Raw genomic sequence first — 26,935 nt, 5'->3', positions numbered from 1 at the left:
TGCAAATTACTTGTGGTGGTCTATAGTTAAATTGTCACTGATGGAGCGGTTAATTAAGCTAATAAATCCGGCGAAGTCAGAGCAATTTGCTGTTAAGGGCCGTGAAGATAGGCTGTTTATTGTCCACGGTCCTCAGGAGGGAATGAGGCCAATAGGAGATCAGACCGCAGCAAGCGTGGATATCACCTTTAATGAAGGGTCACTGCAAGGTTGCAGGACGCTGAAATTGTTGGATGCCAGACCGGCTCGTGAAGCGGCGGCGCATTATTCAGGCTACAGTTGTGGCGCATAGCCCAGGCATTGGGTGGAATGACAAAAGGAAAACATCGATGAATAAGACCAAGATTGCACAATCGCTGACGGCTATCGTACTGGGTTCAGTCCTGGCCGGCGCAACCGCAATGGCGGATACCTCCGTGACGCAGGACGCCAAGTCCGCGGCGAACACCACGGGGCAGAAAATCGATAGCTCAATGAAGTCAGCGTCGGGGTACATGGGCGATAGCGCCATTACCGCGAAAGTCAAAAGCGCGCTGGTCGGCAATGAAGCCGTTAACAGCAACGACATTTCCGTTGAAACCAATGAAGGCGTGGTGACGCTTAGCGGTTTTGTCGCCAACCAAAGCCAGGCGGAAAAAGCCGTCGCCTCAGCGCGCACGGTGAAAGGCGTGAAATCGGTTAGCGATAAGTTGCACGTCAAGGAAACCAATAAAACGTCGGTCAAGACCTACGCCAGCGATGCTGCGATTACCAGCGAAGTGAAAGCGAAATTCCTGGCCGACAAGAGCGTACCGTCGCGGATGATTAAAGTGGAAACCACTGACGGTATCGTGCAGTTGAGCGGTAAAGTGGAAAATGCGACGCAGATCACCCGTGCAGAAAGCGTTGCCAAAGCGGTGGATGGCGTGAAGAGCGTTAAAAACGACCTGACGTCCGGCCAGTAATCCGGGCGGCTTGCGAAGTAACCGCGGTCAATTTGCGGTTAAAGGGGGCTTTGTTGAATAAATCGAACTTTTAGGTGACTGGCGACTCTGATCACTACATTCGTTTCAACATCAGGTCCCCATGGCAAAGCAAAAGGTTAAAATCACCAACTGGCCCGCATACAACAATGCGCTCAGGCAGCGGGGGGACATGACAGTATGGCTTGATGAGTCAGCCATTGCTGCATGGACTGATAGTACACCACCTGAACATCGTGGCCGGCCGCTTCACTACACCGATATGGCCATTACCACGGTTCTGATGATAAAGCGCGTGTTTAACCTTTCGCTCCGGGCGTTACAGGGTTTCGTTGACGCGATTTTTAAACTGATGGGGCTGTCGCTGCGCTGCCCAGATTACTCTCTGGTCAGCCGGCGAGCAAAAACCGTCGACATCAGCATAAAAACGCCAACCCGCGGCGAAATCTCACACCTGGTCATCGATGGCACCGGCCTGAAAATCTTCGGCGAAGGCGAATGGAAAGTCAGGCAGCATGGGGCTGAGAGGCGCAGAGTATGGCGCAAGCTTCATCTGGCAGTAGATAACGCGACACATGAAATTATCTGTGCCGATTTATCGCTAAGCGGTACGACAGATGCGCAGGCGCTGCCCGGGCTGATTAACCAAACCCACCGGAAAATCAGGGAAGCGTCGGCTGACAGTGCTTACGATACGCGTTACTGTCATGATGCTCTGCTGAGGAAAAAAATAAAGCCGCTTATCCCACCGCGAAGTGGTGCGCAATATTGGCCAGCTCGATACCATGAGCGTAACCATGCGGTGGCAAATCAGCATCTGAGCGGCAATAACGATACCTGGAAAAAGAAAGTAGGTTATCACCGGCGTTCACTGGCTGAAACGGCCATGTTCCGGTTTAAAACACTTCTGGGTGGTCATCTGAGTCTGCATGACTATGACGCGCAGGTAGGTGAGGCTATGGCAATGGTCAAAGCGCTTAACCGGATCACGCTGTTAGGAATGCCAAACAGCGTCCGCATCATGTAACAATCGCCCTGATAGGGAGGAAGTCGTCACAAATTTCGGATTTATTCAACAAAGCGGTTAAAGGGACTAAAACAGCCGGTATCGTCATAGGAAGAGGGGCAAGCTCCCTCTCCTCCGGTAACACAAAAGTTGTACTTCCATCATTTGGGTAAGGAGAGGCTTATGTTTCGTTGGGGCATTATTTTTCTGGTTATTGCCTTGATTACAGCTGCATTAGGGTTTGGTGGTCTGGCGGGTACGGCTGCCTGGACAGCGAAAATCGTATTCGTCGTCGGTATTATCCTGTTCCTGATAAGCCTGTTTACCGGCCGTCGCGGCAGGTAGTGAAGCTTTGAAACAGCCACTGGCCTTCGGGCCAGTCATGTTGAACGGTTATTTCCGGAGAGGCTTATGAATAACGACATCGTGGTAGGCAGATTGAAACAGTGGAAAAGCCAGATGTGGTTGTTGTGGGCAGAGTGGTTTGATAGCGACTGTGCCTGGGTTGCGGGAAGCAATGATTACCTCTCCGGCGTTTTACAGGAAGACTACGGCAAATCGGTGAAACCGGTATCGCCGAGCCCGTACCGGATTCTGTGTAAATGCCTTTTCTCAGAAGTGACCGTCCAGGCGGTCACCGAACTCGATAATAAAGCGGCTCATTGCCATGTGCCAGTCCCTCAAAGGCATTGTCCATTTCTGTGAGGCCGCCTGTATCGCCAGCCACACCACCTTTTTCACTGCGTCGTCGGTCGGGAACACCTTCCGCTTTTTGATGGCATGCCGGATCACGCTGTTTAACGACTCGATGGCGTTGGTCGTGTAGATCACCTTGCGGATGTCCGTTGGGTAGGCAAAGAACGTGGCCAGATTGGCCCAGTTTGCCTGCCAGTTTCGACTTATTTGCGGGTAGCGGATGTCCCAGGCACTGGAGAACGCTTCCAGCGCCTGCAAGCCGGCTTCTTCCGTAGGGGCCTGATAGATAGCTTTCAGGTCGCGGGTGACGGCCTTGTAGTCCTTCTAGGAGACGAACCGCAGGCTGTTGCGCACCATATGCACGATACACAGCTGGAGCCGCGCCTCCGGATACACCGCGTTAATAGCGTCTGGGAAACCTTTCAGCCCGTCTACGCAGGCGATAAGGATATCGTTCAGGCCGCGGTTTTTCAGCTCTGTCAGCACGTTCAGCCAGAACTTTGCGCCTTCGTTTTCGGCCAGCCACATACCTAGCAACTCTTTCTGGCCTTCGATGTTGATGCCCAGCGCCAGGAACACAGATTTGTTGATGATGCGGCTGTCCTGCCGGACTTTTAGAACGATACAGTCAAGATAAACAATGGGATAGACTGCATCCAGAGGCCGGTTTTGCCATTCGACAACCTGCTCCATGACCGCATCGGTGACCTTTGAGACCAGCGCCGGCGAGACATCGGCGTCATACAGCTCTTTGAACGCGGCGGCGATCTCGCGGGTGGTCATCCCTTTGGCGTACAACGATAAAATCTGGTTATCCATCCCGGTAATCCGGGTCTGGTTCTTCTTCACCAGTTGCGGTTCAAAGGAACCGTCACGATCGCGCGGAGTACGCAGCGCCAGCGGGCCATCGCCAGTGGTAACGGTTTTTGTGGAATAGCCGTTGCGGGCGTTGGTCCCCGGTTTAGGCTGATTTTTATCGTAGCCGAGGTGATGGGTCATTTCGGCATTGAGAGCTGCTTCGACGCTGATTTTTTTCAGCAGCCGATCGAAGTGACTGAGATCTTCAGGGGTTTTGAGATTTTTGGCCAGTTCGTTAGCCAGAGCCTGCAACTGTTTTTCGTCCATAAATTAACCTGTTTTTGATGTTGGATTGAACATATCAAAATCAGGCAAATACACAAATTTCTAAACAGGCTCGTATCGCCGCTAGCCAGCAAATCCTGCCACTGAATCACCGTCCCGTTGCTTTTCGCGCCCGCCGGCGACAGATTGTGACGCCGTTTTCGTTTAAGCCTCGCTTTTAGTCAACTCACTACCGCCATCGTCACGTTTTGCCCTGCCTAGCGTATTCATCGCGTTGACCGTACCCCTGGTGTCATTGTGCTGCTCAAGACGGACTCTTTCATTAAGGGCGATCTTCGCTGTGGCGCTGAGACTTACCTTTGGCCCGCCGCCCCACGCGTTGCAGTCTCCTTGAAGCACTGCAGGACGCGGCGGCTTATCGACGTGCGGCTATTGCGATGCACAGCCGGTTGCCGGCTGTTCGCATGGGTGAAGGCTTGTCACCGCCCAAAGGCGCTTTATGTTATAAGCTTGATGAGGAACACGGCTCGGCCGACTAACGCGAGGCCGCCGGCACAGGGGAGGCTCATGAACCCACCGCGCTTTATCGACACACATTGTCATTTCGATTTCCCGCCGCTTTTGGGCGAGGAACAGCAAAGTTTACGTCAGGCGGCGGCCGGGATTGAACGTATTGTGGTGCCATCGGTGGCGGCCGCGCGCTTCGCCGATGTGTTGGCGCTGGCAGAGCGGCACCCGATGCTGCATGCCGCGCTCGGTTTGCATCCCATCGCCATTGAACAGCATCAGGATGCGGATGTCGACTTATTAGAGCAGCATTTGCGCCAGCACCGTGAGATGCTGACGGCGGTCGGGGAAATCGGCCTGGATACCTATATGCCGCAGCCGCAGCTGCCGCGTCAACTGGCGTTATTGGCGGCGGCGGTACCATCACGTATTCTCGCGCCAGTAAAACCCGTGATGTCATGGCGCGATTGCCGTTGTCGTGCCTGCTGCTGGAGACCGATGCGCCTGATATGCCGCTGTCCGGTTACCAAGGCCAGCCTAACCGCCCGGAGCGGATCCGCCAGACCTTTGCTGCGCTATGCGATCTGCGCCGCGAGCCGCCGGCGGAGATTGCCGAGACGCTTTATCACAATAGCCTGCGTCTGTTCGGGCTGCCGGCAAAGCCAGCCGGGGAAAGTCATCCGCCGGGCGCCGCAGCGCGGTAAAGGGCGCCGCGCCATAAAAGCGAGGGGACGCGCACCTGCGGGCGACACGCGGTTCAGCCATAAAGGCCGCAGAACGCGCACCCGAAGGGGCCGATCTGCGATAAAGACGTTCAGCCATGAGGGCCGCGGAACGCGCGCCCACGCTGGACGCGCTAAGATAAATGCGTTCAGCCATGACCAGACGGCGGAAGGCGCGTGGGCAGCATGAATTCCGAGTTGTCGCGCATAAAACGCGATAATGCAGCAGCTAATTTCGCTTAAATATGAAAAAATAGCGTCAGCGCAATACGGGGAGAGCAGGATACCCCGTGCACTGGATAATGGCGCGGCGAGAAGGAACTCTGACGCCCGCGGTCTGCATGGCCGGCGGGTAGCTCTTCATGGAACCAAGTCCGCTCGCCAACCTTGTTGCGCGTGAACAGCCGTCTGTTCCGCGCTCTGTTTGCTGATTCGCCCCACGGCGAAAAACGGTAAGTTGGAGAGTAAAATGAATCAATTAACCCTTGCGGCCCAGCGTGCGCTGAGCCTCATGGATCTGACCACCTTGAATGATGACGATACCGATGAAAAGGTCATCGCTTTATGCCGCCAGGCCCACACTTCGGTGGGCGAGACCGCGGCGGTGTGTCTCTATCCACGCTTCATTCCCCTTGCCTGGCAGACGTTGAACGCCCAGGGCAGCACGGCGGTGCGCATTGCCACCGTGACCAATTTCCCCCACGGTAATGACTGCCTCGACATCACGCTGGCGGAAACTCGCGCCGCTATCGCCTACGGCGCGGATGAGGTAGATATCGTGTTCCCCTATCGCGCGCTTATCGCCGGCAATGAGCAAATTGGTTTGGAAATGGTGAAACAGGCCAGCGAACTGTGTCATGCCTCACAGGTGCTGCTGAAAGTGATCATAGAGAGCGGTGAACTGCGCCGGGCGGATCTCATCCGTCGGGCATCGCAAATCGCGATTGCGGGCGACGCTGATTTTATTAAAACCTCTACCGGTAAAGTGCCGGTCAACGCGACGCTTGAGAACGCCGGCATCATGCTGAACGTCATCGCAGAGGAGGGCGTCGGCGATCGCGTGGGTTTTAAAGCCGCCGGCGGCGTGCGTACCGCCGAAGAGGCCGCGGCCTATTTGGCCCTTGCCGATGAGATCATGGGCGAAGGCTGGGTCAACCCCCGTCATTTCCGTTTCGGCGCCTCCAGTCTATTGGGCAGTTTGTTGACGGTGCTGAGACAGGAAGCACCGCCTGCCAAAAACGGGTACTAAGCCGTGGCGGCCCGCCGTCGCAGCGGCATAGGCCGTTTTTCGGGCTAAGGCCCGTTTTGCTTTGCCGGGAGGAAACCGTGTTTCTGGCACAAGAAATTATCCGTAAAAAGCGGGATGGCGAGCCGCTGAGCGCGGAGGAAATTCGCTTTTTCGTCAACGGTGTGCGCGATAATACCGTCTCAGAGGGTCAAATCGCCGCCCTAGCGATGACCATCTTCTTTCACGACATGAATCTGGAAGAGCGCGTGGCGCTGACGCTGGCGATGCGCGACTCTGGCCATACGTTGGATTGGCGCCGGGATGGGTTAAGCGGGCCGGTGGTGGATAAGCATTCCACCGGCGGCGTGGGGGACGTCACCTAGCTGATGCTGGGGCCGATGATTGCCGCCTGCGGCGGTTTCGTGCCGATGGTGTCGGGGCGCGGGCTGGGGCATACCGGCGGTACGCTCGACAAACTGGAGGCGATTCCGCGGCTATCGATTTTCCTGGACGACGACGCCTTCCGCGCCCAGATCAAACACATTGGCGTGGCGATTATGGGGCAAACCCATTCGCTGGCGCCGGCGGATAAGCGCATCTACCGCCACCCGCGATATTACCGCTACGGTGGATTCGATTCCGCTTATCACCGCCTCGATTCTGGCGATGAAACTGGCGGAAGGGCTTGATGCGCTGGTGATGGATGTGGAAGGTGGGCTCCGGCGCCCTGATGCCCACTTTCGCGCGCTCCGAGGCGCTGGCGCAGGCCATTGTGGGCGTCGCCAACGGCGCGGGGTGCAAAACCACCGCGCTACTGACCGATATGAATCAGGTCCTGGCCTCCAGCGCTATGATCACTATCTGCCGGTGGCGACGCTAAGTAAGCCGGTCTTCCCCGCCAGCGCGGGTTATATCCGCGTCATGGATACCCGTGCGCTCGGGATGACCGTTGTGGCGCTCGGCGGCGGCCGTCAGCGAGGAAAGCTGGATGCGCGCGGCCGAGGCGGTGCGCGCGGCCATCCAGCTCGACGACGGGGCGCCGGAAGTGTTACCGGTCGTTTACCGCCGCATTACGGCGGCGGCCGATTAGTCTGCCGGCTTTTTATTGCGGGAGCGGTGCGCGCCGCTCCCCTCGAACGCGGTGCAAAAGCGGCCGATAGGCCGGCATTTCGCCGCAAGCAGGAGAACAATGATGCAACGTGTATTCATCATGGTGCTGGACTCATTCGGTATCGGGGCCGCTGGCGATGCCGATAAATTTGGCGATCGCGGGTCGGACACTCTGGGGCATATCGCCGAGCGCTGTGAGCGCGGCGACGCCAATCACGGACGCAACGGGCCGCTGAAGCTGCCTCATCTGACGCGCCTCGGGCTGGGCAAAGCCGGCGAACAATCCACCGGGCATTTTCCGTCGGGGCTGGATAAGCAGGCGGAAATCATTGGCGCATACGCCTATGCCAGCGAAATTTCCTCCGGTAAAGATACGCCATCGGGACACTGGGAAATCGCGGGCGTACCGGTGCTGTTCGACTGGGGCTATTTCCCGGAAACGGAAAACAGCTTTCCGCAGGCGCTGCTGGAGACGCTGGTCGCCCGCGCGGGCTTGCCGGGTTTTCTCGGCAATTGCCACGCCTCGGGGACGGTGATCCTCGATCGGTTGGGGGAAGAGCATATGCGCACCGGCAAGCCGATTTTTTATACCTCGGCGGATTCGGTGTTTCAGATAGCCTGCCACGAAGAGACTTTCGGCCTACAGCGTCTGTATGATTTGTGCGAGATAGCGCGCGAGATTCTCACCGATGGCGGTTACAATATCGGCCGCGTCATCGCCCGGCCCTTCGTCGGCGCGAAGGCCGGCCAATTTGAGCGTACCGGCAACCGACACGATTTAGCGGTGCCGCCGCCCTCCGCCACCATCTTGCAAAAGCTGGTGGAAGAGAAAGGCGGGACGGTGGTGTCGGTGGGTAAGATTGCCGATATTTATGCCCAGGTGGGCATCAGTAAAAAGGTGAAGGCCACCGGCCTTGATGCCTTATTCGATGCGACGGTGCGGGAAATGGACGCGGCGGGGGATAACACCCTGGTGTTCACCAATTTCGTTGACTTCGATTCCGCCTACGGCCACCGGCGGGATGTGGCCGGTTACGCGGCGGCGCTGGAGCTGTTTGACTGCCGTTTGCCGGAGCTGATGTCGCGGGTGAAAGACAATGATATCTTGATCCTCACCGCCGATCACGGCTGCGATCCCACCTGGCACGGTACCGATCATACCCGTGAGCATGTGCCGGTGCTGATCTACGGTCCGAAAGTGAATCCGGGTTTTTACGGCCATCGCACGACATTCGCCGATATAGGCCAGACGGTGGCGCGCTACTTCGGCCTCTCGCCGATGGACTATGGCAAAGCGATAATTTAAGCCGTGCGGGGCGGCGCCCGTCGATGACACGGCTGGCGCCCTGACGTTGCCAAGACGTCGCGCTAAGCGGCCAGTCAATCAACCGTGGCTATTGGCCGTGGGCCTGCTGGGGCCGGCGGCCCGTTTTTATCTTCAACACAACAAGGAATCAGAGTATGGCAACGCCGCATATTAATGCTGAAATGGGCGATTTCGCCGAGGTTGTGCTTATGCCGGGCGATCCGCTGCGGGCGCAGCATATTGCCAACACCTTCCTTTCCGATGCCCGGGAAGTGAATCAGGTGCGCGGCATGCTGGGCTATACCGGCAGCTATAAAGGGCGGGCCGTCTCGGTAATGGGCCACGGTATGGGCATTCCGTCCTGCTCGATTTACACCAAAGAGCTGATTACCGATTTCGGCGTGAAACAGATTATCCGCGTAGGCTCCTGCGGCGCGATTAGAAGCGACGTCAGTGTGCGGGATATCGTTATCGGCATGGGCGCCAGCACCGATTCCAAAGTGAACCGCATGCGTTTTAAAGATCACGATTTCGCCGCCATCGCCGATTTTGATATGGTGTGCAATGCGGTGGATGCGGCTAACGCCGCCAGCATTCCGGTGTGCGTGGGCAATATTTTCTCCGCCGATCTGTTCTATACCCCCGATCCGCAGATGTTCGACGTGCTGGAAAAATACGGCATTTTGGGCGTGGAAATGGAAGCCGCCGGGATTTATGGCGTGGCGGCGGAATTTGGCGCGCGCGCGCTGGCGATTTGCACCGTGTCCGATCATATTCGCAGTGGAGAAGCCTTAAGCGCGGCCGATCGCCAGACCACGTTCAACGATATGATTGAAGTGGCGCTGGAATCGGTATTATTGGGCGACGCGCGGTAAATCGGTGCCGGCCTGGGGCGGCGCCGTCTCAGGGCGCGTCGGGGGGCTTGACGTCGGTTGCGGACGGCTTGGCGTCGTCCGTGGGGAGCGCGGCGTCATCTTCTTCCGCGCGCCGTTCCGCCAGCGGCGTACTGGCGGTGAGCAGGTAAGGCGACTGCTGCCAGCGGCTGCGACGGTTTTGCAGCAGCGTACGTGCCAGGATAATGCCAATGGCGAGCGCCAGCATCATCATGAGGCGCAGCAGGTTAGTGGTGTTATCCACCTGTTTGGCCTCAATCTCCAACACGTGGGTATCCAGCGTCAGACGGACAAAACCGCTCGGGCCTTTGTCATCTTCGATTGTCCGCACCAATTGGTGATTGAAGAAGCTGCCCGCCCGCTGATTGCCGATAGCCAGCCGGTCGCGTACGCTGATGTTTTCGCCCGAGCGGGCCACCAGACTGCCGTCCATGTTATACACGCTGGCGTCGAGAATGCGGCTATTGCGCGTGAGGCGATCCAGCACCGATTTGATGGGGGCGCTGTTGTCGTCACGGCTGGCCATCAAGGGCGCCAGCTCGCCGGTGACCTGGCGAATCAGCGTATCCGCCAACTCCTCCACCTGCGCCGAGCGGGCCATTTGGTGGCTCAGGCTGAAATAGGTCGCGCCCTGCATCAACACCACCAGCAGCGCGACGCAAATCAGCACGATAACCGTGCGGTGTAAACGGAACGAGAATCTGGCGCGGGCCATAGGTTTCCTTTCTCTTTTGGACGCTTTATGTTGCCAGAAGCGCCGGCGATAGGATAGCTTGTTGCGTGTTGCTAACGGCGGCTGAACATCATCCTACAGGAGTCAAAATGTCCAATAGTCTGACCTACTGCGATCTGCCCGAGGGGATTTCACACTGGCCGGGATTGCCTTTGTCATTAAGCGGCGATGAGGTCATGCCGCTGGATTATCGGGCGGGCCATACCGGTTGGTTATTATACGGCAAAAATTTGGATAAACAGAGTCTGTCGCGGTATCAGCGCGCGCTAGGCGCGGCGATGGTGGTGGTTTCCGCCTGGCAAATCGACGACTATCGGGTGGTGCGTCTGGCGGGGTCGCTGACGGCGCGCGCCACGCGGCTGGCCCATGATCACGGCCTGGACGTGGCCCCCTTTGGCAAGACGCCCCATTTGCGCGCGCCGGGCCTGCTGATTATGGATATGGACTCCACGGCGATACAAATCGAGTGCATCGATGAAATCGCCAAACTGGCGGGCGTTGGCGCACAGGTGGCCGCGGTCACCGAGCGGGCGATGCGCGGCGAGCTGGATTTCACCGCCAGCCTGCGCCAGCGGGTCGCTACCCTTCAAGGCGCCGATGCCGATATTTTACGGCAGGTGCGCGAGGCGTTACCGCTGATGCCCGGTCTGACCCAGCTGACGAAAAAGCTGCAGAGCCTGGGCTGGCATGTCGCTATCGCCTCCGGCGGCTTTACCTACTTCGCCGAATTACTGCGTGACAAACTGCGTTTGGTTTCCATCGCCGCCAATGAGCTTGAAATTCGCGATGGCCGCTTGACCGGTGAGGTGTTGGGGGAGGTGGTGGATGCCGGTTACAAAGCGCGGGAATTGACGCGCCTGGCGGACAAGTTGGCCATCCCCATCAGCCAGACGGTGGCGATTGGCGACGGTGCAAATGATTTATTGATGATACAATCAGCAGGTCTGGGTATTACGTTCCACGCCAAGCCGAAAGTCAATGAACAGAGTAAGGTGACGATTCGTCACGCCGATCTGCTGGGAGTGCTGTGCATCCTGAGCGGCAATCTCAAACACGATGAACGCTGAGCGTGCCCGCCCGCGGCGTATCGACCGCGGCGTCCGGCGCGCCCTATCTTGCCGAGGTAATCTGTGGCTAAAGCGGTAAAACGCGCTTTTGTATGTAACGAATGCGGTGCGGATTATCCCCGCTGGCAGGGGCAATGTACCGCTTGCCATGCCTGGAACAGCATCACCGAAGTGCGCCTTGCCGCCTTGCCGCTACGCCGGCGGCGGCGTGCAACGAGCGGTTCAGCGGCTACGCCGGCGAGAGCGGCGTGAGCAGAGTGCAAAAGCTTTCGGACATCAGCCTGGAAGCGCTGCCTCGCTTCTCTACGGGTTTTAACGAGCTGGATCGCGTGCTGGGCGCCGGGAAAAGTACGCTGTTGCTGCAAACGCTCTGCAAGCTGGCCGGCGAAATGAAAACCCTGTACGTCACCGGCGAGGAGTCCCTCCTGCAGGTGGCGATGCGTGCGCACCGGCTCGGGCTGCCCACCGCCGATCTGAATATGCTGTCGGAAACCAGTATCGAACAAATATGCCTGATTGCCTCGCAGGAAAAACCGCGCTTGATGGTCATCGACTCGATTCAAGTTATGCACATGGCCGATGTGCAGTCCTCGCCGGGCAGCGTCGCCCAGGTACGGGAATCCGCTGCCTATCTGACCCGCTTCGCCAAAACCCAGGGCGTGGCGATAATCATGGTTGGCCATGTAACCAAAGACGGCTCATTGGCAGGGCCGAAGGTGCTTGAGCACTGTATCGATTGCTCCATTATGCTGGACGGCGATTCCGATTCCCGTTTCCGTACGCTGCGCAGCCATAAAAACCGGTTCGGCGCGGTGAATGAGCTTGGCGTGTTCGCCATGACCGAGCAAGGGCTACGTGAAGTCAGCAACCCCTCGGCGATATTCCTAAGCCGCGGGGAGGAGATGACGCCCGGCAGCAGCGTGATGGTGGTGTGGGAAGGCACCTGCCCGCTGCTGGTCGAGATCCAGGCGCTGGTGGATCACTCGATGATGGCCAATCCGCGCCGGGTGGCGGTGGGGCTGGAGCAAAACCGGCTGGCGATCCTGTTGGCGGTGCTACACCGCCACGGCGGGCTGCAGATGGCGGATCAAGATGTCTTTGTCAACGTGGTCGGCGGGGTGAAGGTCAGCGAAACCAGCGCCGATTTGGCGCTGATGCTGGCGATGGTATCCAGTCTGCGCGACCGCCCGTTGCCGAAAGATCTGGTGGTATTCGGCGAAGTCGGTCTGGCGGGGGAGATCCGCCCGGTTCCGAGTGGACAGGAGCGGATCACCGAGGCCGCCAAACACGGTTTTCGCCGCGCCATCGTGCCGCAGGCCAACGTGCCGAAAAAATGCCGGAAAATATGCAGATCTTCGGCGTAAAAAAACTGGCCGACGCGCTGGCGATACTGGAAGAACTCTGACGCTGAGGAATATATGTCGTCGTTCAACTACCTGAAAAGCGCCATCAAGCAGCAGGGATGCACCTTACAGCAGGTGGCGGAAGCCTGCGGCGTCACCAAGGGCTACCTCAGCCAGCTGCTGAACGCAAAAATCAAAAGTCCGAGCGCCCAGAAGCTCGAAGCCATCCACCGTTTCCTTGGGCTGGAGTTTCCCCGGCGGCAGAAAACGGTCGGGGTGATATTCGGCAAGTTCTATCCGCTGCATACCGGGCACATCTATTTGATTCAGCGGGCCTGTAGTCAGGTGGATGAGCTGCATGTGATCCTTAACTACGACAATCAGCGCGACCTGCGGCTGTTTGAGGACAGCGCCATGTCCCAGCAGCCCACGCTCAGCGACAGGCTGCGCTGGTTGCTGCAAACTTTCAAGTACCAAAAAAATATCCGTATTCATGCTTTCAATGAACAGGGAATGGAGCCTTACCCCCACGGTTGGGATGTCTGGAGCCGAGACGTAAAGGGTTTCATGGCCGACAAAGGCATTGAGGCGGATTTTATTTATTCGAGCGAAAAACAGGATCTCGTGCATTATCGTGAACATCTGGGGATTGAAACCGTCATTATCGATCCCGACCGTTCGTTTATGTCCATCAGCGGAGAGCAAATCCGTCAGGATCCTTTCCGCTATTGGGACTATATTCCAACGGAGGTCAAACCCTTCTTCGTCCGCACCGTGGCGCTGATTGGCGGGGAGTCCAGCGGCAAATCCACCATGGTCAACAAGCTGGCCAATATCTTTAATACCACCAGCGCTTGGGAATATGGCCGTGATTATGTGTTCACCCACCTTGGCGGCGATGAGATGGCGCTGCAATATTCCGATTACGATAAAATTGCCCTAGGCCAGGCCCAGTTCATCGATTTCGCCGTGAAATACGCCAATAAGGTGACCTTTATCGATACCGATTTCGTCACCAGCCAGGCGTTTTGCAAAAAATATCACGGCCGTGAGCACCCTTTCGTGCAGGCGATGATTGATGAGTACCGCTTCGATTTGGTTATCCTGCTGAAGAACAATACTCCCTGGGTCGCCGACGGTCTGCGCAGTTTCGGCGCGCCGACGGACCGCGATGAGTTCCAGCGTTTACTTGAAGTATTGCTGCACGATAATCACATCCCTTACGTGCGGGTGGACGTGGCGGATTATGACCAGCGCTTTTTACAGTGCATTACCCTGGTGAAAAAGCTGCTGGGGGAGCGCTGACGGCACCGCCGGCGCCAAATTTGCAGGCGCCACCGCGAGGCGTAGCGGCCAACGCGCGGCACTATCGACCAACGCTCAGCGCAGGCCACTCGCATGGCGCAGGCGTAAAAAAACGGCGCCGTGCGGCGCCGTAACACACTGCTGGCCGTCAGGCCATTTTCTTGTACTTGATGCGGTGCGGTTGCAACGCTTCCGCGCCCAGCGTCCTTTTTTTGTACTCTTCGTATTCGGTGAAGTTTCCCTCAAAGAATTCGATGTTTCCTTCATCCTGGTAGTCGATAATGTGCGTGGCGATGCGGTCGAGGAACCAGCGGTCATGGGAGATGACCATAGCGCAGCCGGGGAACTCCAGCAGGGCGTTTTCCAGCGCGCGCAGGGTGAGGCGCTATTGTGTCCGCTGATGCAGGCGCGCGGGTTTTATCCCATGGCGGCGGCGGCGTTAGGCCAACGCTATGTCATTAACGTGGCGCGCGCCGCACCGCCGGACCCGGCTTTGGCGCGGGAGCCGGCTATCGCCCGGGTGCGCGAGCTAATGTATTGGAATATGGACAATTTGGCGCGCAGCGAATGGAGCGCGCTGGTGGCCAGCCGCAGCAGGAGCAGCTGGCGCGCTATGCGTTTTTACAGCAATGGCCGGATCTGAGCGTGCAGGCGACGATCACCGGCAAGCTGTGGGACCATCTGGAAGAGCGCTTCCCGCTGGTCTGGCACCAAACGTTCCGTCAGGCGACCAACGATAAAGGAATCAGCCAGAGTTACGCCATGGCCATCGCCCGTCAGGAGAGCGCGTGGAATCCAAAGGTGCGTTCACCGATGGGCGCCGCCGGCCTGATGCAATTGATGCCAAGCACCGCGCAGCATACGGCGCAGATGTTTAATATGGCAAACTACACCCAGCCTGGCCAGCTATTGGATCCGCAAATCAACATCGCCCTCGGCACGGCCTATTTGGAATATGTCTATCATAGGTTCGGCCGTAACCGTATTCTCGCCAGCATCGCTTACAACGCCGGTCCCGGCAGAGTCAACAGCTAGCTGAACACCAGCGCCGGACGCGCCGACGCCATCGCGTTCATCGAGAGTATTCCCTTTTCCGAAACGCGCGACTATGTCAAGAACGTCCTGGCCTATGACGTGTTTTACCGCTATTTCCTGCGCCAGCCGGCGAAGCTGCTGACCGACGCTGAATGGCAGCGGCGCTACTGAGCGGCGAAAAGTATGATAAGCTCATGTACTAGTTGAATGGTATGGCGGTAGTTTATGAACGCGACATCTTCCACCACCAGCGCGGACGCCGGTGCCGATAGGCTGGAGCAGGACTGGCGCACCTTTGCCCGCCTGCTGGGCCAGGCCTATGCCGACGAGCTGCACGTGCCGCTGTTGCAGCTGATGCTTACGCCCGACGAACGCGAGGCTGTGGGGTGGCAATCATTTCTAGACTCTCAAGGGGAACGATGGATTAAGCCGGAAGCCCTTTACTGGCGAGGCTTACAGCGATTTTGAGGATTCTGGACTCGTCGCAAAAAAATGAGCAAAAAATGATTTTTTTGCACTATATTCTGGACTGGATTGGTCGTAGTTTGAGTAAGTTTGAAGGCCGTTTAAACAGTTTTACACTTGCTATTTTAACAAAAAATAAACAAATAATTTCCGCTTGTTTAAATGGCCTGACCCTGTACACGATTCTGTGTAAATGCCTTTTCTCAGAAGTGACCGTCCAGGCGGTCACCGAACTCGATAATAAAGCGGCTCATTGCCATGCGCCAGTCCCTCAAAGGCATTGTCCATTTCTGTGAGGCCGCCTGTATCGCCAGCCACACCACCTTTTTCACTGCGTCGTCGGTCGGGAACACCTTGCGCTTTTTGATGGCATGCCGGATCACGCTGTTTAACGACTCGATGGCGTTGGTCGTGTAGATCACCTTGCGGATGTCCGTTGGGTAGGCAAAGAACGTGGCCAGATTGGCCCAGTTTGCCTGCCAGCTTCGACTTATTTGCGGGTAGCGGATGTCCCAGGCACTGGAGAACGCTTCCAGCGCCTGCAAGCCGGCTTCTTCCGTAGGGGCCTGATAGATAGCTTTCAGGTCGCGGATGACGGCCTTGAAGTCCTTCCAGGAGACGAACCGCAGGCTGTTGCGCACCATATGTACGATACACAGCTGGAGCCGCGCCTCCGGATACACCGCGTTAATAGCGTCAGGGAAACCTTTCAGCCCGTCTACGCAGGCGATAAGGATATCGTTCAGGCCGCGGTTTTTCAGCTCTGTCAGCACGTTCAGCCAGAACTTTGCGCCTTCATTTTCGGCCAGCCACATACCTAGCAACTCTTTCTGGCCTTCGATGTTGATGCCCAGCGCCAGGAACACAGATTTGTTGATGATGCGGCTGTCCTGCCGGACTTTTAGAACGATACAATCAAGATAAACAATGGGATAGACTGCATCCAGAGGCCGGTTTTGCCATTCGACAACCTGCTCCATGACCGCATCGGTGACCTTTGAGACCAGCGCCGGCGAGACATCGGCGTCATACAGCTCTTTGAACGCGGCGGCGATCTCGCGGGTGGTCATCCCTTTGGCGTACAACGATAAAATCTGGTTATCCATCCCGGTAATCCGGGTCTGGTTCTTCTTCACCAGTTGCGGTTCAAAGGAACCGTCACGATCGCGCGGAGTACGCAGCGCCAGCGGGCCATCGCCAGTGGTAACGGTTTTTGTGGAATAGCCGTTGCGGGCGTTGGTCCCCGGTTTAGGCTGATTTTTATCGTAGCCGAGGTGATGGGTCATTTCGGCATTGAGAGCTGCTTCGACGCTGATTTTTTTCAGCAGCCGATCGAAGTGACTGAGATCTTCAGGGGTTTTGAGATTTTTGGCCAGTTCGTTAGCCAGAGCCTGCAACTGTTTTTCGTCCATAAATTAACCTGTTTTTGATGTTGGATTGAACATATCAAAATCAGGCAAATACACAAATTTCTAAACAGGCTCCGACGTGGGCCTAGAATCAATAAGTCCGATGCAGGCAACGATGCTGTTGGAGGTGATGGAAGATCGCTACGACAAAAGCAGCAGCATCCTGATCAGTCAACTGCCGGTGAAAAAATGGTATGGACTGATAGAAAACCCCACGACAGCTGACGCGTTACTCGATCGGTTAGTACACCCCAGCTATAGACTGGAACTTAAAGGCGAATCACTACGCAAAGAGCAAGGAGTAGCCAGCACAGGAAAAATAGACTAAACCCGAGTCAGAAGATGAGCGAACACGTGATCGAATATCACTGGAATGGGTGATCGGAAAATATCGGAATAACTGATCGGATGTCGCCGGAACAGCTGATCGGATACGTCGGAATCTGCACGCCGGAGGATGCCTGGAATCAGACGCTGGCGGCGATGTCGGAAGGCGTTCAGACCACCCTCGGCGCTTATCATCGCCGCTGGCAGTAACAGGAGAGTCAGACATGCGCTATTCTCTCGGGCCGGTACTGTATTATTGGCCCAAACCGACGCTGGAAACCTTCTACCAGCAGGAGGCGGAAAGCCAGGCCGATATTATCTATTTGGGTGAAACCGTTTGCAGCAAACGCCGATTAATGAAAACCGGCGACTGGCTGGCCATGGGCAGGCATCTCCTGCCGAGCGGCAAACAGATCGTGATTTCCACCCTGGCGCTGATTCAGGCGCCCTCCGAACTCACCGAGCTGAAACGCTACTTGGATAACGGCGAGTTTTTACTTGAGGCCAATGATCTCGGCACGGTGCAGCTGGCGGCGGAGCAGCGGCTGCCCTTCGTCGCCGGCTCTGCTTTGAATTGCTTATAACGCCTATACGCTGCGCATTTTGCTAAAACAGGGGATGGTGCGTTGGTGTATGCCCGTCGAGCTGTCGCGCAAATGACTGAGTAACACGCTGGAACAGTGCGAAGATCTGGGGATCCGCGGCCGTTTTGAGGTGGAAGTTTTCAGCTATGGCCATCTGCCGCTCGCCTGGTCGGCGCGCTGTTTCACCGCCCGCTCGGAGAACCGGTCAAAGGATGAGTGCGAAACCTGCTGTCTCCATTACCCCCAGGGGCGGCCGGTGATGACGCAGGAGCAGCAACAGGTCTTCGTGCTGAACGGCATCCAAACCCAGAGTGGCTATTGCTATAATCTGATTAATGAACAGATTTCCATGGCAGGGCTGGTGGATGTGGTACGCCTGTCGCCCCAGGACCTGTCTACGCCTGGGCAGGTAGCGGCGTTTCGCGCCAACCAGCAGGGGCAACATGACACGGTGCTAAACGGTCAGAAAGAATGCAACGGCTACTGGCGACGCATTCCCGGCCTGGCGCTGGTGGAATAATGCCCGAGACGCGGGCAAACACGCAGGGTTCGGCGCAGCCACTCTCGCGCCGCAGGGCATCAATGCCAATGATGTTGAGCGTTAGCGCCGGCGAGGCGGTGCATCAGCGCGGGTGATATGACCCTTCATGCTGACGACGCGGTGCATCAGCGTTGATGATGTGACCCTTCACGCCGGCGCCGCGACCGGCCACCGGCGCATTAAGGGTAACACCCATGGCGCCGCGCCACCCTACAAACCATCGCCGGCCTAATAACCACAATAAATAATGGGCTATCGCTGCCCGTATTTTTAGTTAATACTCATAATTATCATTAGCCGACAAAGTTGCGGCACAGACAACCTGTGAGTATGCCCATGCTAACTAAACAGACACCGATTCCCTTTTCCGTACTGGATCTCGCTCCGGTGCCGCAGGGCGCGACGCGTTCCATGCCTCCCTGGATTTGGCGCGCCACGCCGAACAATGGGGCTACCACCGCTACTGGATGGCGGAACATCATAATATGACCGGCATCGCCAGCGCCGCCACCTCGGTGCTGTTGGGGTTCATCGCCAATGGCACCACTACCCTGCGCGTCGGCTCCGGCGGCGTCATGCTGCCGAACCACTCGCCGCTGGTGATTGCCGAGCAGTTCGGCACGCTGGCAACCCTCTACCCCGGACGGGTGGATTTGGGGCTAGACCGCGCGCCGGGTACCGATCAGCGCACCATGCTGGCGCTGCGCCGGCATCTGGCCAATGACGTGGATAACTTCCCGCGCGATGTACAAGAGTTGTTAGGCTACTTCGCTGACGTCAAACCGGGCCAGCCAGTGCAGGCGGTCCCCGGTCAAGGATTGCATGTGCCGATTTGGCTGCTGGGCTCCAACCTCTACAGCGCACAGCTGGCGGCGGCAATGGGTCTGCCCTTCGCTTTCGCCTCCCATTTCGCGCCGGACATGTTGTGACAGGCGCTGAGTCTCTACCGCGAGCATTTCACGCCGTCGCCCACCTTGGCACAGCCTTATGCCATGGTCTGTATCAACGTGATCGCCGCCGACAGCGAACGCGACGCCCGCTTCTTGTTCACCTCGATGCAGCAACAATTTATCAACCTGCGCCGCGGCCGGCCGGGCCCGCCGCCGCCGCCGGTGGAAGATATCGAGGCGCTGTGGTCGCCGGGTGAGCAATACGGCGTTGATCAAGCTTTGCGGCTGTCGGTAGTTGGCGATGCCGCGCAGGTCAAGAGCGGGCTAAAGGCCCTGATAACAGAGACCGGCGCCGACGAACTGATGATTAATGGCCAGATTTTTGATCATCAGGCGCGTCTGCGTTCATTTGAGATTGCCATGGCGGCGCGGGAACACCTGAAGGATTAGCACCGGCGGCTGAGTCAATGCCCATTGGCGCCACCGGCGCGGCACACCAAAAAAACCCGCCGACAGGCGGGTTTTTTATCATCAGCGGCACGGCATGAGCGCGGGGCGCACGTAGGTCCCGGGTGCGGAGCCTGTCACCTACCTTCGTCCCCTAGCGCGCAACACCGCCCGACGGCGGCGGCCGGCCGGTGCGGCGTCACCGTCGCGGCGCACGCTGACCGTCACGGTTGAACCGACGTTCGCCGCCGGCAGCGCCATCGCGGCGATCGCCGAAGCTGCGACTGCGCTTCACCGACAAACTGCATATTCATCGGCTTGTTCAGAATACGCGTACGGGTGAAGTGAGACAGCATTTTTCCCGGCATGCCTTTCGGCAGCTCAATGGTCGAATGGGAGGCGAACAATTTAATGTTACCGATATAGCGGCTGCTGATATCCCCTTCGTTGGCGATCGCACCGACGATATGGCGGACTTCCACGCCATCATCGCGGCCCACCTCGATACGGTAGAGATCCATTTCGCCCACATCGCGGCGCTCGTCGCGCTCGCGGAATTCACGGCGCGGACGGCGTTCAATCACCGGATCCGGCGGCAGAATCAGCGGGCGTTCGCCTTGGGCCATTTTCAACAGCGCCGCGGCCAGCGTTTCCATATCTAGCTCTTCCGCCGGCTGCAGTTTGGCCAGCAGTGCGCGGTGCATATCCAGATCGCTGCTTTCCAGCTGGTTTTGCACCTTGGCGGCAAACTTGGCCAGGCGGCGGGTGCTCAGCACCTCGGCAGTCGGAAGCTCCACTTCGGGGATGGTCAGTTTCATGATGCGCTCGATATTGCGCAACAGACGGCGCTCGCGGTTTTCCACGAACAGCAGCGCCCGACCGGCGCGGCCGGCACGACCGGTACGGCCGATACGGTGCACGTAGGATTCGGAATACATCGGAATATCGTAATTCACAACCAGGCTGATGCGATCAACGTCCAGGCCGCGGGCAGCGACGTCGGTGGCGATCAGAATATCCAGGCGGCCATCCTTCAAGCGATCCAGTGTCTGCTCGCGCAGCGCCTGGTGCATGTCGCCGTTCAGGGCAGCGCTGTTGTAACCGCTGCGCTCCAGCGCTTCGGCCACTTCCAGCGTGGCGTTTTTGGTACGCACGAAGATAATGACGGCGTCGAAATCTTCCGCCTCCAGGAACCGCACCAGCGCTTCATTCTTGCGCATACCGTGAACCGTCCAGTAGCTCTGGCTGATATCGGGACGGGTGGTCACGCTGGATTGAATACGTACTTCCTGCGGCTCGTTCATGAAACGGTGGGTAATGCGGCGAATCGCTTCCGGCATGGTGGCGGAGAATAGCGCGATCTGATGCTGCGCGGGCACCTGCGCCAGAATATTTTCCACGTCTTCGATAAAGCCCATGCGCAACATCTCATCGGCTTCGTCCAGTACCAGCCCGCTCAGATTGGACAGATCCAGCGTACCGCGCTTCAGATGATCCAGCAGGCGGCCCGGGGTGCCGACCACAACCTGCGGCCCTTGGCGCAGTGCGCGTAATTGCACGTCATAACGCTGCCCGCCGTACAGGGCGACCACGTTGACGCCTTTCATATGCTTGGCGAAATCGGCGCAGGCTTCCCCGACCTGTACCGCCAATTCGCGGGTCGGCGCCAGCACTAGCACCTGCGGCGCGGCCAGTTCGGGATTGATATTGTGCAGCAGCGGCAAAGAGAAGGCCGCGGTTTTACCGCTACCGGTCTGCGCCATGCCCAGTACGTCACGGCCGGCCAACAGATGCGGAATACAGGCGGCCTGGATGGGTGACGGCTTTTCATAACCGAGATCGGTCAGTGCGTTAAGGATAGGAGCTTTCAGCCCCAGATCGGCAAAAGAGGTTTCTACTTCAAACATGTACACGTGCCTCATTTCTTAATGGCGGCCAGTCTACATACCTCGTCGTGAAAACTTTCATTCATTTTCATCAAAAGTGTGAACCGGCTCAAATTGGATTTAAAACGAAAAAAACAAGCCCTCACCCTCGCAGGTGAAAAAAAGAGTAATGCGGGCTACGTATGTTTTGTTCGTCAGCTATTGCTGGTCCGATTCTGATAGGTCGTCTTGCCCTTGGCCCAAAAGCGACAATTCCAACAATGCATAGCGGTGCTCAACAAAGTTATGCACGTTGTTAGCAACCGTCAGTTTGAACAGCGCCGAAGCGGCGTTCTTGTCCCCCAGACTCAGGTAGTGTTTACCTAAATAGAAGTCAGTTTCACTGAGATGCTCGGCGAGCGAAGTGTTATCCGTTGCGTCCGCCTTGAGGCGCGCCATCAGCGTCGATTCGCTAATGTCCCCCAGATAGAACTCGACAATATTCCATCCCCATTGCCCGTTATTCGCCCTCACATAACGGCTTTGCAGCGCGTTACGCGCTTTACCATCGTCGATTTTTTTCTCGACCAGGAAAAGCCACAGCGAGCGGAAGGGATCGTTTGGGTCGTCGCGATAAAACGCCTGCAGATCATCCTGCGCTAAACGGAAGCGGCCACCGTAATACAGGTCAATGCCACGGTTTAAATACGCGTAGTTGTAAGTTGGATCAAGCTCTAGTACAGAATCAAACGCTTCATAGGCGGCATCGTAATTGCCCGCCTGCGTTAAGTATATGCCAAGATAATTAAAAACTTCCGGCATATCGGGTCGGATTGCCAGCGCCTGTAAAAAATCATTGCGCGCCAGCGCTCTCAGCCCAAGGCTATCATACAGCACTCCGCGCTCATATAATAGCTGTGCTCGTTCATCATCGGTAAGGGACCGGCTCGCCAGTATCTGTTCCATACGCGCCAGGATGACTTCTTGCTGTAGCGTGGGCTGCAAAGGTACGGCCAGAACGCTATCTTTACTACGCCAATCACTGTTGCTGCATCCTGCCAGCATTAACGCCATTGCAACGAACCACCAGCGCAAGTAAGGCCTCATTTCCCACTCCCGAAGAAAAACATTGGATGAACGTCCTGTCCCCCATCGGCTTAACACAAGGCGTCCCGCCCTTGTGATACGAACAGCTACCCACCGGGACAAGGAGCTGTTAAATGCGCTAACAGTTTAGCTTCAGGCACCACGGCGTCCTGGCTGGGGGCACTGGCTTCCTTGATGCTCAGACGAACGCGACTCTGACGGTCAACTTCCAGAACCTTGACCGGCACTTCCTGGCCCAGTTCCAGATAATCAGCCACTTTCTCTACACGCTTATCGGCAATCTGGGAGATATGCACCAGCCCTTCTTTGCCGCCGCCGATGGCAACAAAGGCACCGAAGTCCACGATGCGGGTCACTTTACCATTATAAATCCGGCCCACTTCGATTTCCGCGGTGATCTCTTCAATGCGGCGAATCGCGTGACGGGCTTTATCACCGTCGGTGGCCGCCACTTTCACGGTACCGTCATCTTCGATTTCGATCGTCGTGCCGGTTTCTTCGGTCAGCGCGCGAATAACCGAGCCGCCTTTACCAATCACGTCCTTAATCTTATCGGGACTGATCTTAATGGTATGAATGCGCGGCGCGAATTCGGAAATATCACCACGCGGCGAGCTGATTGCCCGCTCCATCACGCCGAGGATGTGCATACGCGCGCCCTTGGCCTGATTCAGCGCCACCTGCATAATTTCGCGGGTGATGCCTTCAATTTTAATGTCCATTTGCAGTGCGGTGACGCCTTCACGGCTGCCGGCAACTTTAAAATCCATATCCCCTAGATGATCTTCATCACCCAGAATATCGGATAACACCACGAAGTTGTCGCCTTCTTTCACCAGCCCCATGGCAATACCGGCAACGGCCGCCTTGATGGGCACCCCGGCGTCCATCAGCGCCAGCGACGCGCCGCACACGGAAGCCATGGAGGAGGAGCCGTTGGATTCGGTGATTTCCGATACCACGCGCACGGTGTACGGGAATTCGCTGGCGTTCGGCATCACCGCCAGAACGCCGCGCTTCGCTAGACGGCCGTGGCCGATTTCCCGGCGCTTCGGCGACCCCACCATGCCGGTTTCACCGACGCAGTACGGAGGGAAATTATAATGTAGCAGGAAACGGTCTGTCCGTTCACCCGTCAACTCATCAATATTCTGCGCATCGCGTTCGGTGCCGAGAGTGGCGGTGACCAACGCCTGGGTTTCGCCGCGGGTGAACAGCGCCGACCCATGAGTACGCGGCAGTACGCCGGTGCGCACGTCCAGACCGCGGATCATATCTTTTTCACGTCCGTCGATACGCGGTTCGCCGCGCAGCACTCGGCTGCGCACCACATTTTTCTCCAGCGTGCCCAGGATGTCTTTGATTTCGCCTTCGTCCAGGGTTTCGTCCTGGCCGGTCAGGGCTTCCACGACATCGGCTTTAATGGAATCCACCGCGGCATAGCGCTCTTGCTTTTCGGTGATGCGATAGGCGTCGCCCAAACGGGATTCCGCCAGCTCGGCGACCCGCGCCTGGAGAGCGACGTTAACGTCCTGCGCCTGCCATTGCCACTTCAGCTTGCCGGCTTCAGCCACCAGCTGATTAATGTTGTCGATCACCACCTGCTGCTGATCGTGGCCGTACACCACGGCGCCCAGCATTTGGTCTTCGCTTAACAGTTGCGCTTCGGATTCCACCATCAGCACCGCATTCTGGGTACCGGCCACCACCAGATCCAGGCGGCTTGTAGCCAATTCAGCCTGGGTCGGGTTCAGCACGTACTGATCGTTGATGTAGCCAACGCGCGCGGCGCCGATAGGGCCGCTGAACGGAATGCCGGACAGGCTCAGCGCAGCGGAAGCGCCAATCATTGCCACGATATCGGGGCTCACCTGCGGATTAACCGATACTACGGTGGCGATAACCTGCATTTCGTTCAGGAAACCTTCCGGGAACAGCGGACGGATCGGACGGTCGATCAGACGCGAAATCAGCGTTTCACCTTCGCTCGGACGGCCTTCACGGCGGAAGAACCCGCCCGGGAAACGGCCCGCGGCGTAGGTCCGCTCCTGATAGTTGACGGTGAGCGGGAAGAAGCTCTGTCCCGGTTTTGCTTGTTTGGCACCCACAACGGTCACAAACACCGCCGTGTCGTCCATGCTTACCATGACTGCGGCAGTCGCCTGACGGGCCATCATACCGGTTTCCAACGTGACGGTATGCTGACCGTATTGAAACTTGCGAACAATCGGATTTAGCAAAATAATTTCCTTTTTCAAAGTGCGCGGCGCTTTCAAACTCACCGCCCACCGTTGACGAACAACCTTCTCATCGCATCCTCGCGACTAATGACAATCTTTATCCCGCGGAATAAAGCCTCTCATTAGCCGCGTGAACCTCAGCAATGGAAGAATCTACTTAGCGTCCACCGCGGCGCGGGCGAAACTATCCCCCGCCCCGGTGGGCGCTGCCTAGAAGAAAGGGGCCACATAAGGCCCCTTTCTCCTGAAACTGTCTGGCTTAGCGACGCAGACCCAGGCGTTCGATAAGGCTGGTGTAACGCGCCACATCTTTGCCTTTCAGGTAGTCGAGCAGTTTACGACGCTGTGAAACCATACGCAGCAGACCACGGCGGCTGTGGTGATCTTTTTTATGTTCCGCAAAATGGCCCTGCAAATGGCTAATCTGAGCGGTTAAAAGAGCAACCTGAACTTCAGTGGAACCGCTGTCTTTGGCATCACGGCCGAAATCAGAAACAATTTTCGCTTTCGCTTCAACACTTAGAGACATTATAACACTCCAAAATGATTGTGAAATAGATGGGCGCCGATCTCTAATTCAGCCACCCGCTTCATAAAAGCCGCGCTATTCTACTCTCAGCCCGTGCCGATCGCAAGGCGATTACATGATCAGGCACGCGGTTCCGCTATCAGGCGGCGCGGCGTCAGCCGGCCTGGCGCGGCGATTTCGCCGATGCCGAAGAAACGCCCGGCGTCCCCCTCGGTCAAGCGTACCAGACCGGCCTGTGGCTGCGCTGTAACCGCTACCGTTTGCCCAAGCCGGACCCGCGCGGCGACATCAGACGGCAGATTAACCGCCGACATATCCGCCACCGCGCTGTCCATCGGCAACAGCAGCGCATCCAGTTGCGCCAGGGTTTCCGGCGTCTCCGGCGCGTCGGCGGCGGTGGCCTGCAGCGCCGCAAGCGTTACCATACGCTCGGTGGGATAGCGGGCGACCGCCAACCGACGCAGCGCCGTGACGTGCGCGCCGCAGCCGAGACGTTCACCCAAATCATCGATAATGGTGCGGATGTAGGTGCCTTTGGAACAATGAATTTCCAGTTCCACCTCCGTCAGGTCCCAATGGTGTAACTGCAAATCGTATACGTGGATGGGGCGCGACTCGCGCTCTACGGTAATACCTTTGCGGGCGTACTCGTACAGCGGCCGCCCCTGATGCTTTAGCGCCGAAAACATCGACGGCACCTGCCGGCTTTCGCCGCGGAAGTGGTCCAGCGCCGCCTCCAGCCGCGCTTGGTCCAGCGATACCGGCCGGACGCTGACCGTCTGGCCTTCGGCATCGGAGGTATCGGTGCGTTCGCCGAGCCGGGCGGTCACCCGGTAGCGTTTATCGGCGTCCAGCAAATGCTGGGAAAACTTGGTCGCCTCGCCGAGGCAGACGGGCAGCATGCCGGTCGCCAGCGGATCCAGCGCGCCGGTATGCCCAGCTTTGTTGGCGTGAAACAGGCGTTTTACCTTTTGCAGCAGATCGTTGGACGAAAGCCCGAGCGGTTTATCCAGCAAGACGATGCCGTCGATATCACGGCCACGGCGACTTGGACGGCCCATCAGTCTTCCTTCTCCTCGCCGCCTTCATCGTCCGCCGGGGTTGTGCCGCGGCGCAGGCGGTCGTTTTGCACGACCTGGCTGACCAGGTTGGACATGCGCATGCCCTCTACCAGCGAATTATCGTAGGCGAACGTCAGCTCCGGCACCACGCGTAGACGCATGGCTTTACCCAGCAGGCTACGGATAAAACCCGCCGCATCCTGTAGCGCCCGGACGCCGGTTTTCACCTGTTCGGGGGTATTGTCATTCAAAAAAGCGACGAACACTTTGGCATAAGCCAGATCGCGCGAGACTTCAACGCCGGACACCGTCGCCATGCCGACGCGAGGATCTTTGATTTCGCGCTGCAGGATGATGGCGATTTCCTTTTGCATCTCCTGCGCGACGCGCTGGGTGCGGCTATATTCTTTGGCCATGGTAAATTCTCCAGACAAGCAGGGGGGCTTTCCGCCCCCCTGTAATGTGCGCTGCCGA

General features: G+C 57.5%; 16 protein-coding genes and 13 pseudogenes. 18 read left to right on the top strand and 11 right to left on the bottom strand.

The window, feature by feature from the left end; translation table 11 throughout:
• Positions 1-329: 329 nt before the first annotated feature.
• From osmY to SOPEG_RS29240, 4 genes and pseudogenes are all read left to right on the top strand, one after another.
• The gene (gene osmY / locus SOPEG_RS06870) at positions 330-944 is read left to right on the top strand and encodes a molecular chaperone OsmY (protein WP_025244789.1); all 615 of its coding nucleotides are present in this window, start codon (positions 330-332) and stop codon (positions 942-944) included.
• A gap of 121 nt (positions 945-1,065) precedes the next feature.
• Complete coding sequence (locus SOPEG_RS06865) at positions 1,066-1,989, top strand: IS5-like element ISSoEn1 family transposase (RefSeq protein ID WP_025244788.1); 924 nt, start codon at positions 1,066-1,068, stop codon at positions 1,987-1,989.
• 162 nt (positions 1,990-2,151) lie between these two features.
• Positions 2,152-2,313 carry a DUF1328 domain-containing protein gene (locus tag SOPEG_RS24260; RefSeq protein ID WP_071882147.1) on the top strand — a complete coding sequence of 54 codons (162 nt, stop codon included), beginning with the start codon at positions 2,152-2,154 and terminating at the stop codon, positions 2,311-2,313.
• A 66-nt stretch (positions 2,314-2,379) separates the two neighbouring features.
• A pseudogene (locus SOPEG_RS29240) lies at positions 2,380-2,544 on the top strand (CsbD family protein); the annotation flags it as partial.
• 36 nt (positions 2,545-2,580) lie between these two features.
• Here SOPEG_RS29240 and SOPEG_RS22590 read toward each other — a convergent pair.
• Positions 2,581-3,789 (bottom strand): annotated as a pseudogene (locus tag SOPEG_RS22590) (IS256-like element ISSoEn2 family transposase).
• Between the two features lie 525 nt (positions 3,790-4,314).
• Between SOPEG_RS22590 and SOPEG_RS06850 the strand changes: the two are divergent.
• The 5 genes and pseudogenes from SOPEG_RS06850 to deoD all read left to right on the top strand — a co-directional run bounded on the left by SOPEG_RS06850 (position 4,315) and on the right by deoD (position 9,495).
• Positions 4,315-4,958, top strand: a pseudogene (locus tag SOPEG_RS06850) (TatD family hydrolase).
• 487 nt (positions 4,959-5,445) lie between these two features.
• Entirely contained in the window at positions 5,446-6,225 is a 780-nt protein-coding gene (gene deoC, locus SOPEG_RS06845) for a deoxyribose-phosphate aldolase (RefSeq protein WP_025244784.1), read from the top strand.
• A 77-nt stretch (positions 6,226-6,302) separates the two neighbouring features.
• Positions 6,303-7,294 (top strand): annotated as a pseudogene (locus SOPEG_RS06840) (thymidine phosphorylase).
• A 102-nt stretch (positions 7,295-7,396) separates the two neighbouring features.
• Positions 7,397-8,620 carry a phosphopentomutase gene (gene deoB / locus SOPEG_RS06835; protein WP_025244783.1) on the top strand — a complete coding sequence of 408 codons (1,224 nt, stop codon included), beginning with the start codon at positions 7,397-7,399 and terminating at the stop codon, positions 8,618-8,620.
• A 155-nt stretch (positions 8,621-8,775) separates the two neighbouring features.
• Positions 8,776-9,495 carry a purine-nucleoside phosphorylase gene (deoD, locus tag SOPEG_RS06830; RefSeq protein WP_025244782.1) on the top strand — a complete coding sequence of 240 codons (720 nt, stop codon included), beginning with the start codon at positions 8,776-8,778 and terminating at the stop codon, positions 9,493-9,495.
• 28 nt (positions 9,496-9,523) lie between these two features.
• On the opposite strand, the gene SOPEG_RS06825 is transcribed toward deoD, so the two are convergent.
• Positions 9,524-10,228 carry a YtjB family periplasmic protein gene (locus SOPEG_RS06825; RefSeq protein ID WP_025244781.1) on the bottom strand — a complete coding sequence of 235 codons (705 nt, stop codon included), beginning with the start codon at positions 10,226-10,228 and terminating at the stop codon, positions 9,524-9,526.
• A 107-nt stretch (positions 10,229-10,335) separates the two neighbouring features.
• Here SOPEG_RS06825 and serB point away from each other — a divergent pair, with 107 nt between their 5' ends.
• From serB to nadR, 3 genes and pseudogenes are all read left to right on the top strand, one after another.
• Positions 10,336-11,313, top strand: a complete 978-nt coding sequence (gene serB / locus SOPEG_RS06820; protein ID WP_025244780.1) for a phosphoserine phosphatase — start codon at positions 10,336-10,338, stop codon at positions 11,311-11,313.
• A gap of 63 nt (positions 11,314-11,376) precedes the next feature.
• Positions 11,377-12,718: pseudogene (gene radA / locus SOPEG_RS06815) on the top strand (DNA repair protein RadA).
• A gap of 13 nt (positions 12,719-12,731) precedes the next feature.
• On the top strand, positions 12,732-13,961 hold the full coding sequence (gene nadR / locus SOPEG_RS06810; protein WP_025244779.1) for a multifunctional transcriptional regulator/nicotinamide-nucleotide adenylyltransferase/ribosylnicotinamide kinase NadR: 1,230 nt from the start codon (positions 12,732-12,734) through the stop codon (positions 13,959-13,961).
• Positions 13,962-14,109: 148 nt separating this feature from the next.
• On the opposite strand, the pseudogene SOPEG_RS06805 reads toward nadR, so the two are convergent.
• A pseudogene (locus SOPEG_RS06805) lies at positions 14,110-14,340 on the bottom strand (energy-dependent translational throttle protein EttA); the annotation flags it as partial.
• Here SOPEG_RS06805 and SOPEG_RS24250 point away from each other — a divergent pair.
• Positions 14,308-15,167 (top strand): annotated as a pseudogene (locus SOPEG_RS24250) (transglycosylase SLT domain-containing protein); the annotation flags it as partial. The pseudogenes SOPEG_RS06805 and SOPEG_RS24250 sit on opposite strands and share 33 nt — an antisense overlap.
• Positions 15,168-15,221: 54 nt before the next feature.
• A pseudogene (locus tag SOPEG_RS06795) lies at positions 15,222-15,383 on the top strand (trp operon repressor); the annotation flags it as partial.
• 281 nt (positions 15,384-15,664) lie between these two features.
• On the opposite strand, the gene SOPEG_RS06790 reads toward SOPEG_RS06795, so the two are convergent.
• Positions 15,665-16,873 (bottom strand): IS256-like element ISSoEn2 family transposase, encoded by a 1,209-nt coding sequence (locus SOPEG_RS06790; RefSeq protein WP_025244775.1) that lies wholly within the window; start codon positions 16,871-16,873, stop codon positions 15,665-15,667.
• Positions 16,874-16,946: 73 nt separating this feature from the next.
• Between SOPEG_RS06790 and istB the strand changes: the two are divergent.
• The 4 pseudogenes from istB to SOPEG_RS06775 form a co-directional block, all read left to right on the top strand.
• A pseudogene (istB, locus tag SOPEG_RS06785) lies at positions 16,947-17,198 on the top strand (IS21-like element ISSoEn3 family helper ATPase IstB); the annotation flags it as partial.
• A gap of 122 nt (positions 17,199-17,320) precedes the next feature.
• Positions 17,321-17,407: pseudogene (locus tag SOPEG_RS30370) on the top strand (hypothetical protein); the annotation flags it as partial.
• Positions 17,408-17,421: 14 nt separating this feature from the next.
• Positions 17,422-18,301: pseudogene (locus SOPEG_RS06780) on the top strand (U32 family peptidase).
• Between the two features lie 357 nt (positions 18,302-18,658).
• Positions 18,659-19,662, top strand: a pseudogene (locus tag SOPEG_RS06775) (luciferase-like monooxygenase).
• 196 nt (positions 19,663-19,858) lie between these two features.
• Here SOPEG_RS06775 and SOPEG_RS06770 read toward each other — a convergent pair.
• The 7 genes and pseudogenes from SOPEG_RS06770 to rbfA form a co-directional block, all read right to left on the bottom strand.
• A pseudogene (locus SOPEG_RS06770) lies at positions 19,859-21,566 on the bottom strand (ATP-dependent RNA helicase DeaD).
• An 11-nt stretch (positions 21,567-21,577) separates the two neighbouring features.
• A complete protein-coding gene (gene yrbN, locus SOPEG_RS30815; RefSeq protein ID WP_376744496.1) occupies positions 21,578-21,637 on the bottom strand; it encodes a protein YrbN in 60 nt (19 codons plus the stop codon).
• A gap of 106 nt (positions 21,638-21,743) precedes the next feature.
• The gene (nlpI, locus tag SOPEG_RS06765) at positions 21,744-22,631 is read right to left on the bottom strand and encodes a lipoprotein NlpI (RefSeq protein WP_025244772.1); all 888 of its coding nucleotides are present in this window, start codon (positions 22,629-22,631) and stop codon (positions 21,744-21,746) included.
• A gap of 86 nt (positions 22,632-22,717) precedes the next feature.
• A complete protein-coding gene (gene pnp, locus SOPEG_RS06760; RefSeq protein WP_025244771.1) occupies positions 22,718-24,871 on the bottom strand; it encodes a polyribonucleotide nucleotidyltransferase in 2,154 nt (717 codons plus the stop codon).
• A 259-nt stretch (positions 24,872-25,130) separates the two neighbouring features.
• Positions 25,131-25,400, bottom strand: coding sequence for a 30S ribosomal protein S15 (gene rpsO / locus SOPEG_RS06755; RefSeq protein WP_025244770.1), 270 nt, complete (start codon positions 25,398-25,400; stop codon positions 25,131-25,133).
• Between the two features lie 119 nt (positions 25,401-25,519).
• A complete protein-coding gene (gene truB / locus SOPEG_RS06750) occupies positions 25,520-26,461 on the bottom strand; it encodes a tRNA pseudouridine(55) synthase TruB (protein WP_025244769.1) in 942 nt (313 codons plus the stop codon).
• A complete protein-coding gene (rbfA, locus tag SOPEG_RS06745; RefSeq protein WP_025244768.1) occupies positions 26,461-26,877 on the bottom strand; it encodes a 30S ribosome-binding factor RbfA in 417 nt (138 codons plus the stop codon). Before rbfA ends, truB begins: the two co-directional genes overlap by 1 nt.
• Positions 26,878-26,935: the final 58 nt, after the last annotated feature.

It is taken from the genome of Candidatus Sodalis pierantonius str. SOPE, assembly GCF_000517405.1.
Classification (GTDB): Bacteria; Pseudomonadota; Gammaproteobacteria; order Enterobacterales; family Enterobacteriaceae; genus Sodalis_C; species Sodalis_C pierantonii.
The sequence above is the reverse complement of the archived record's forward strand: the minus strand, read 5'-3'. Positions and strand labels throughout refer to the sequence as shown.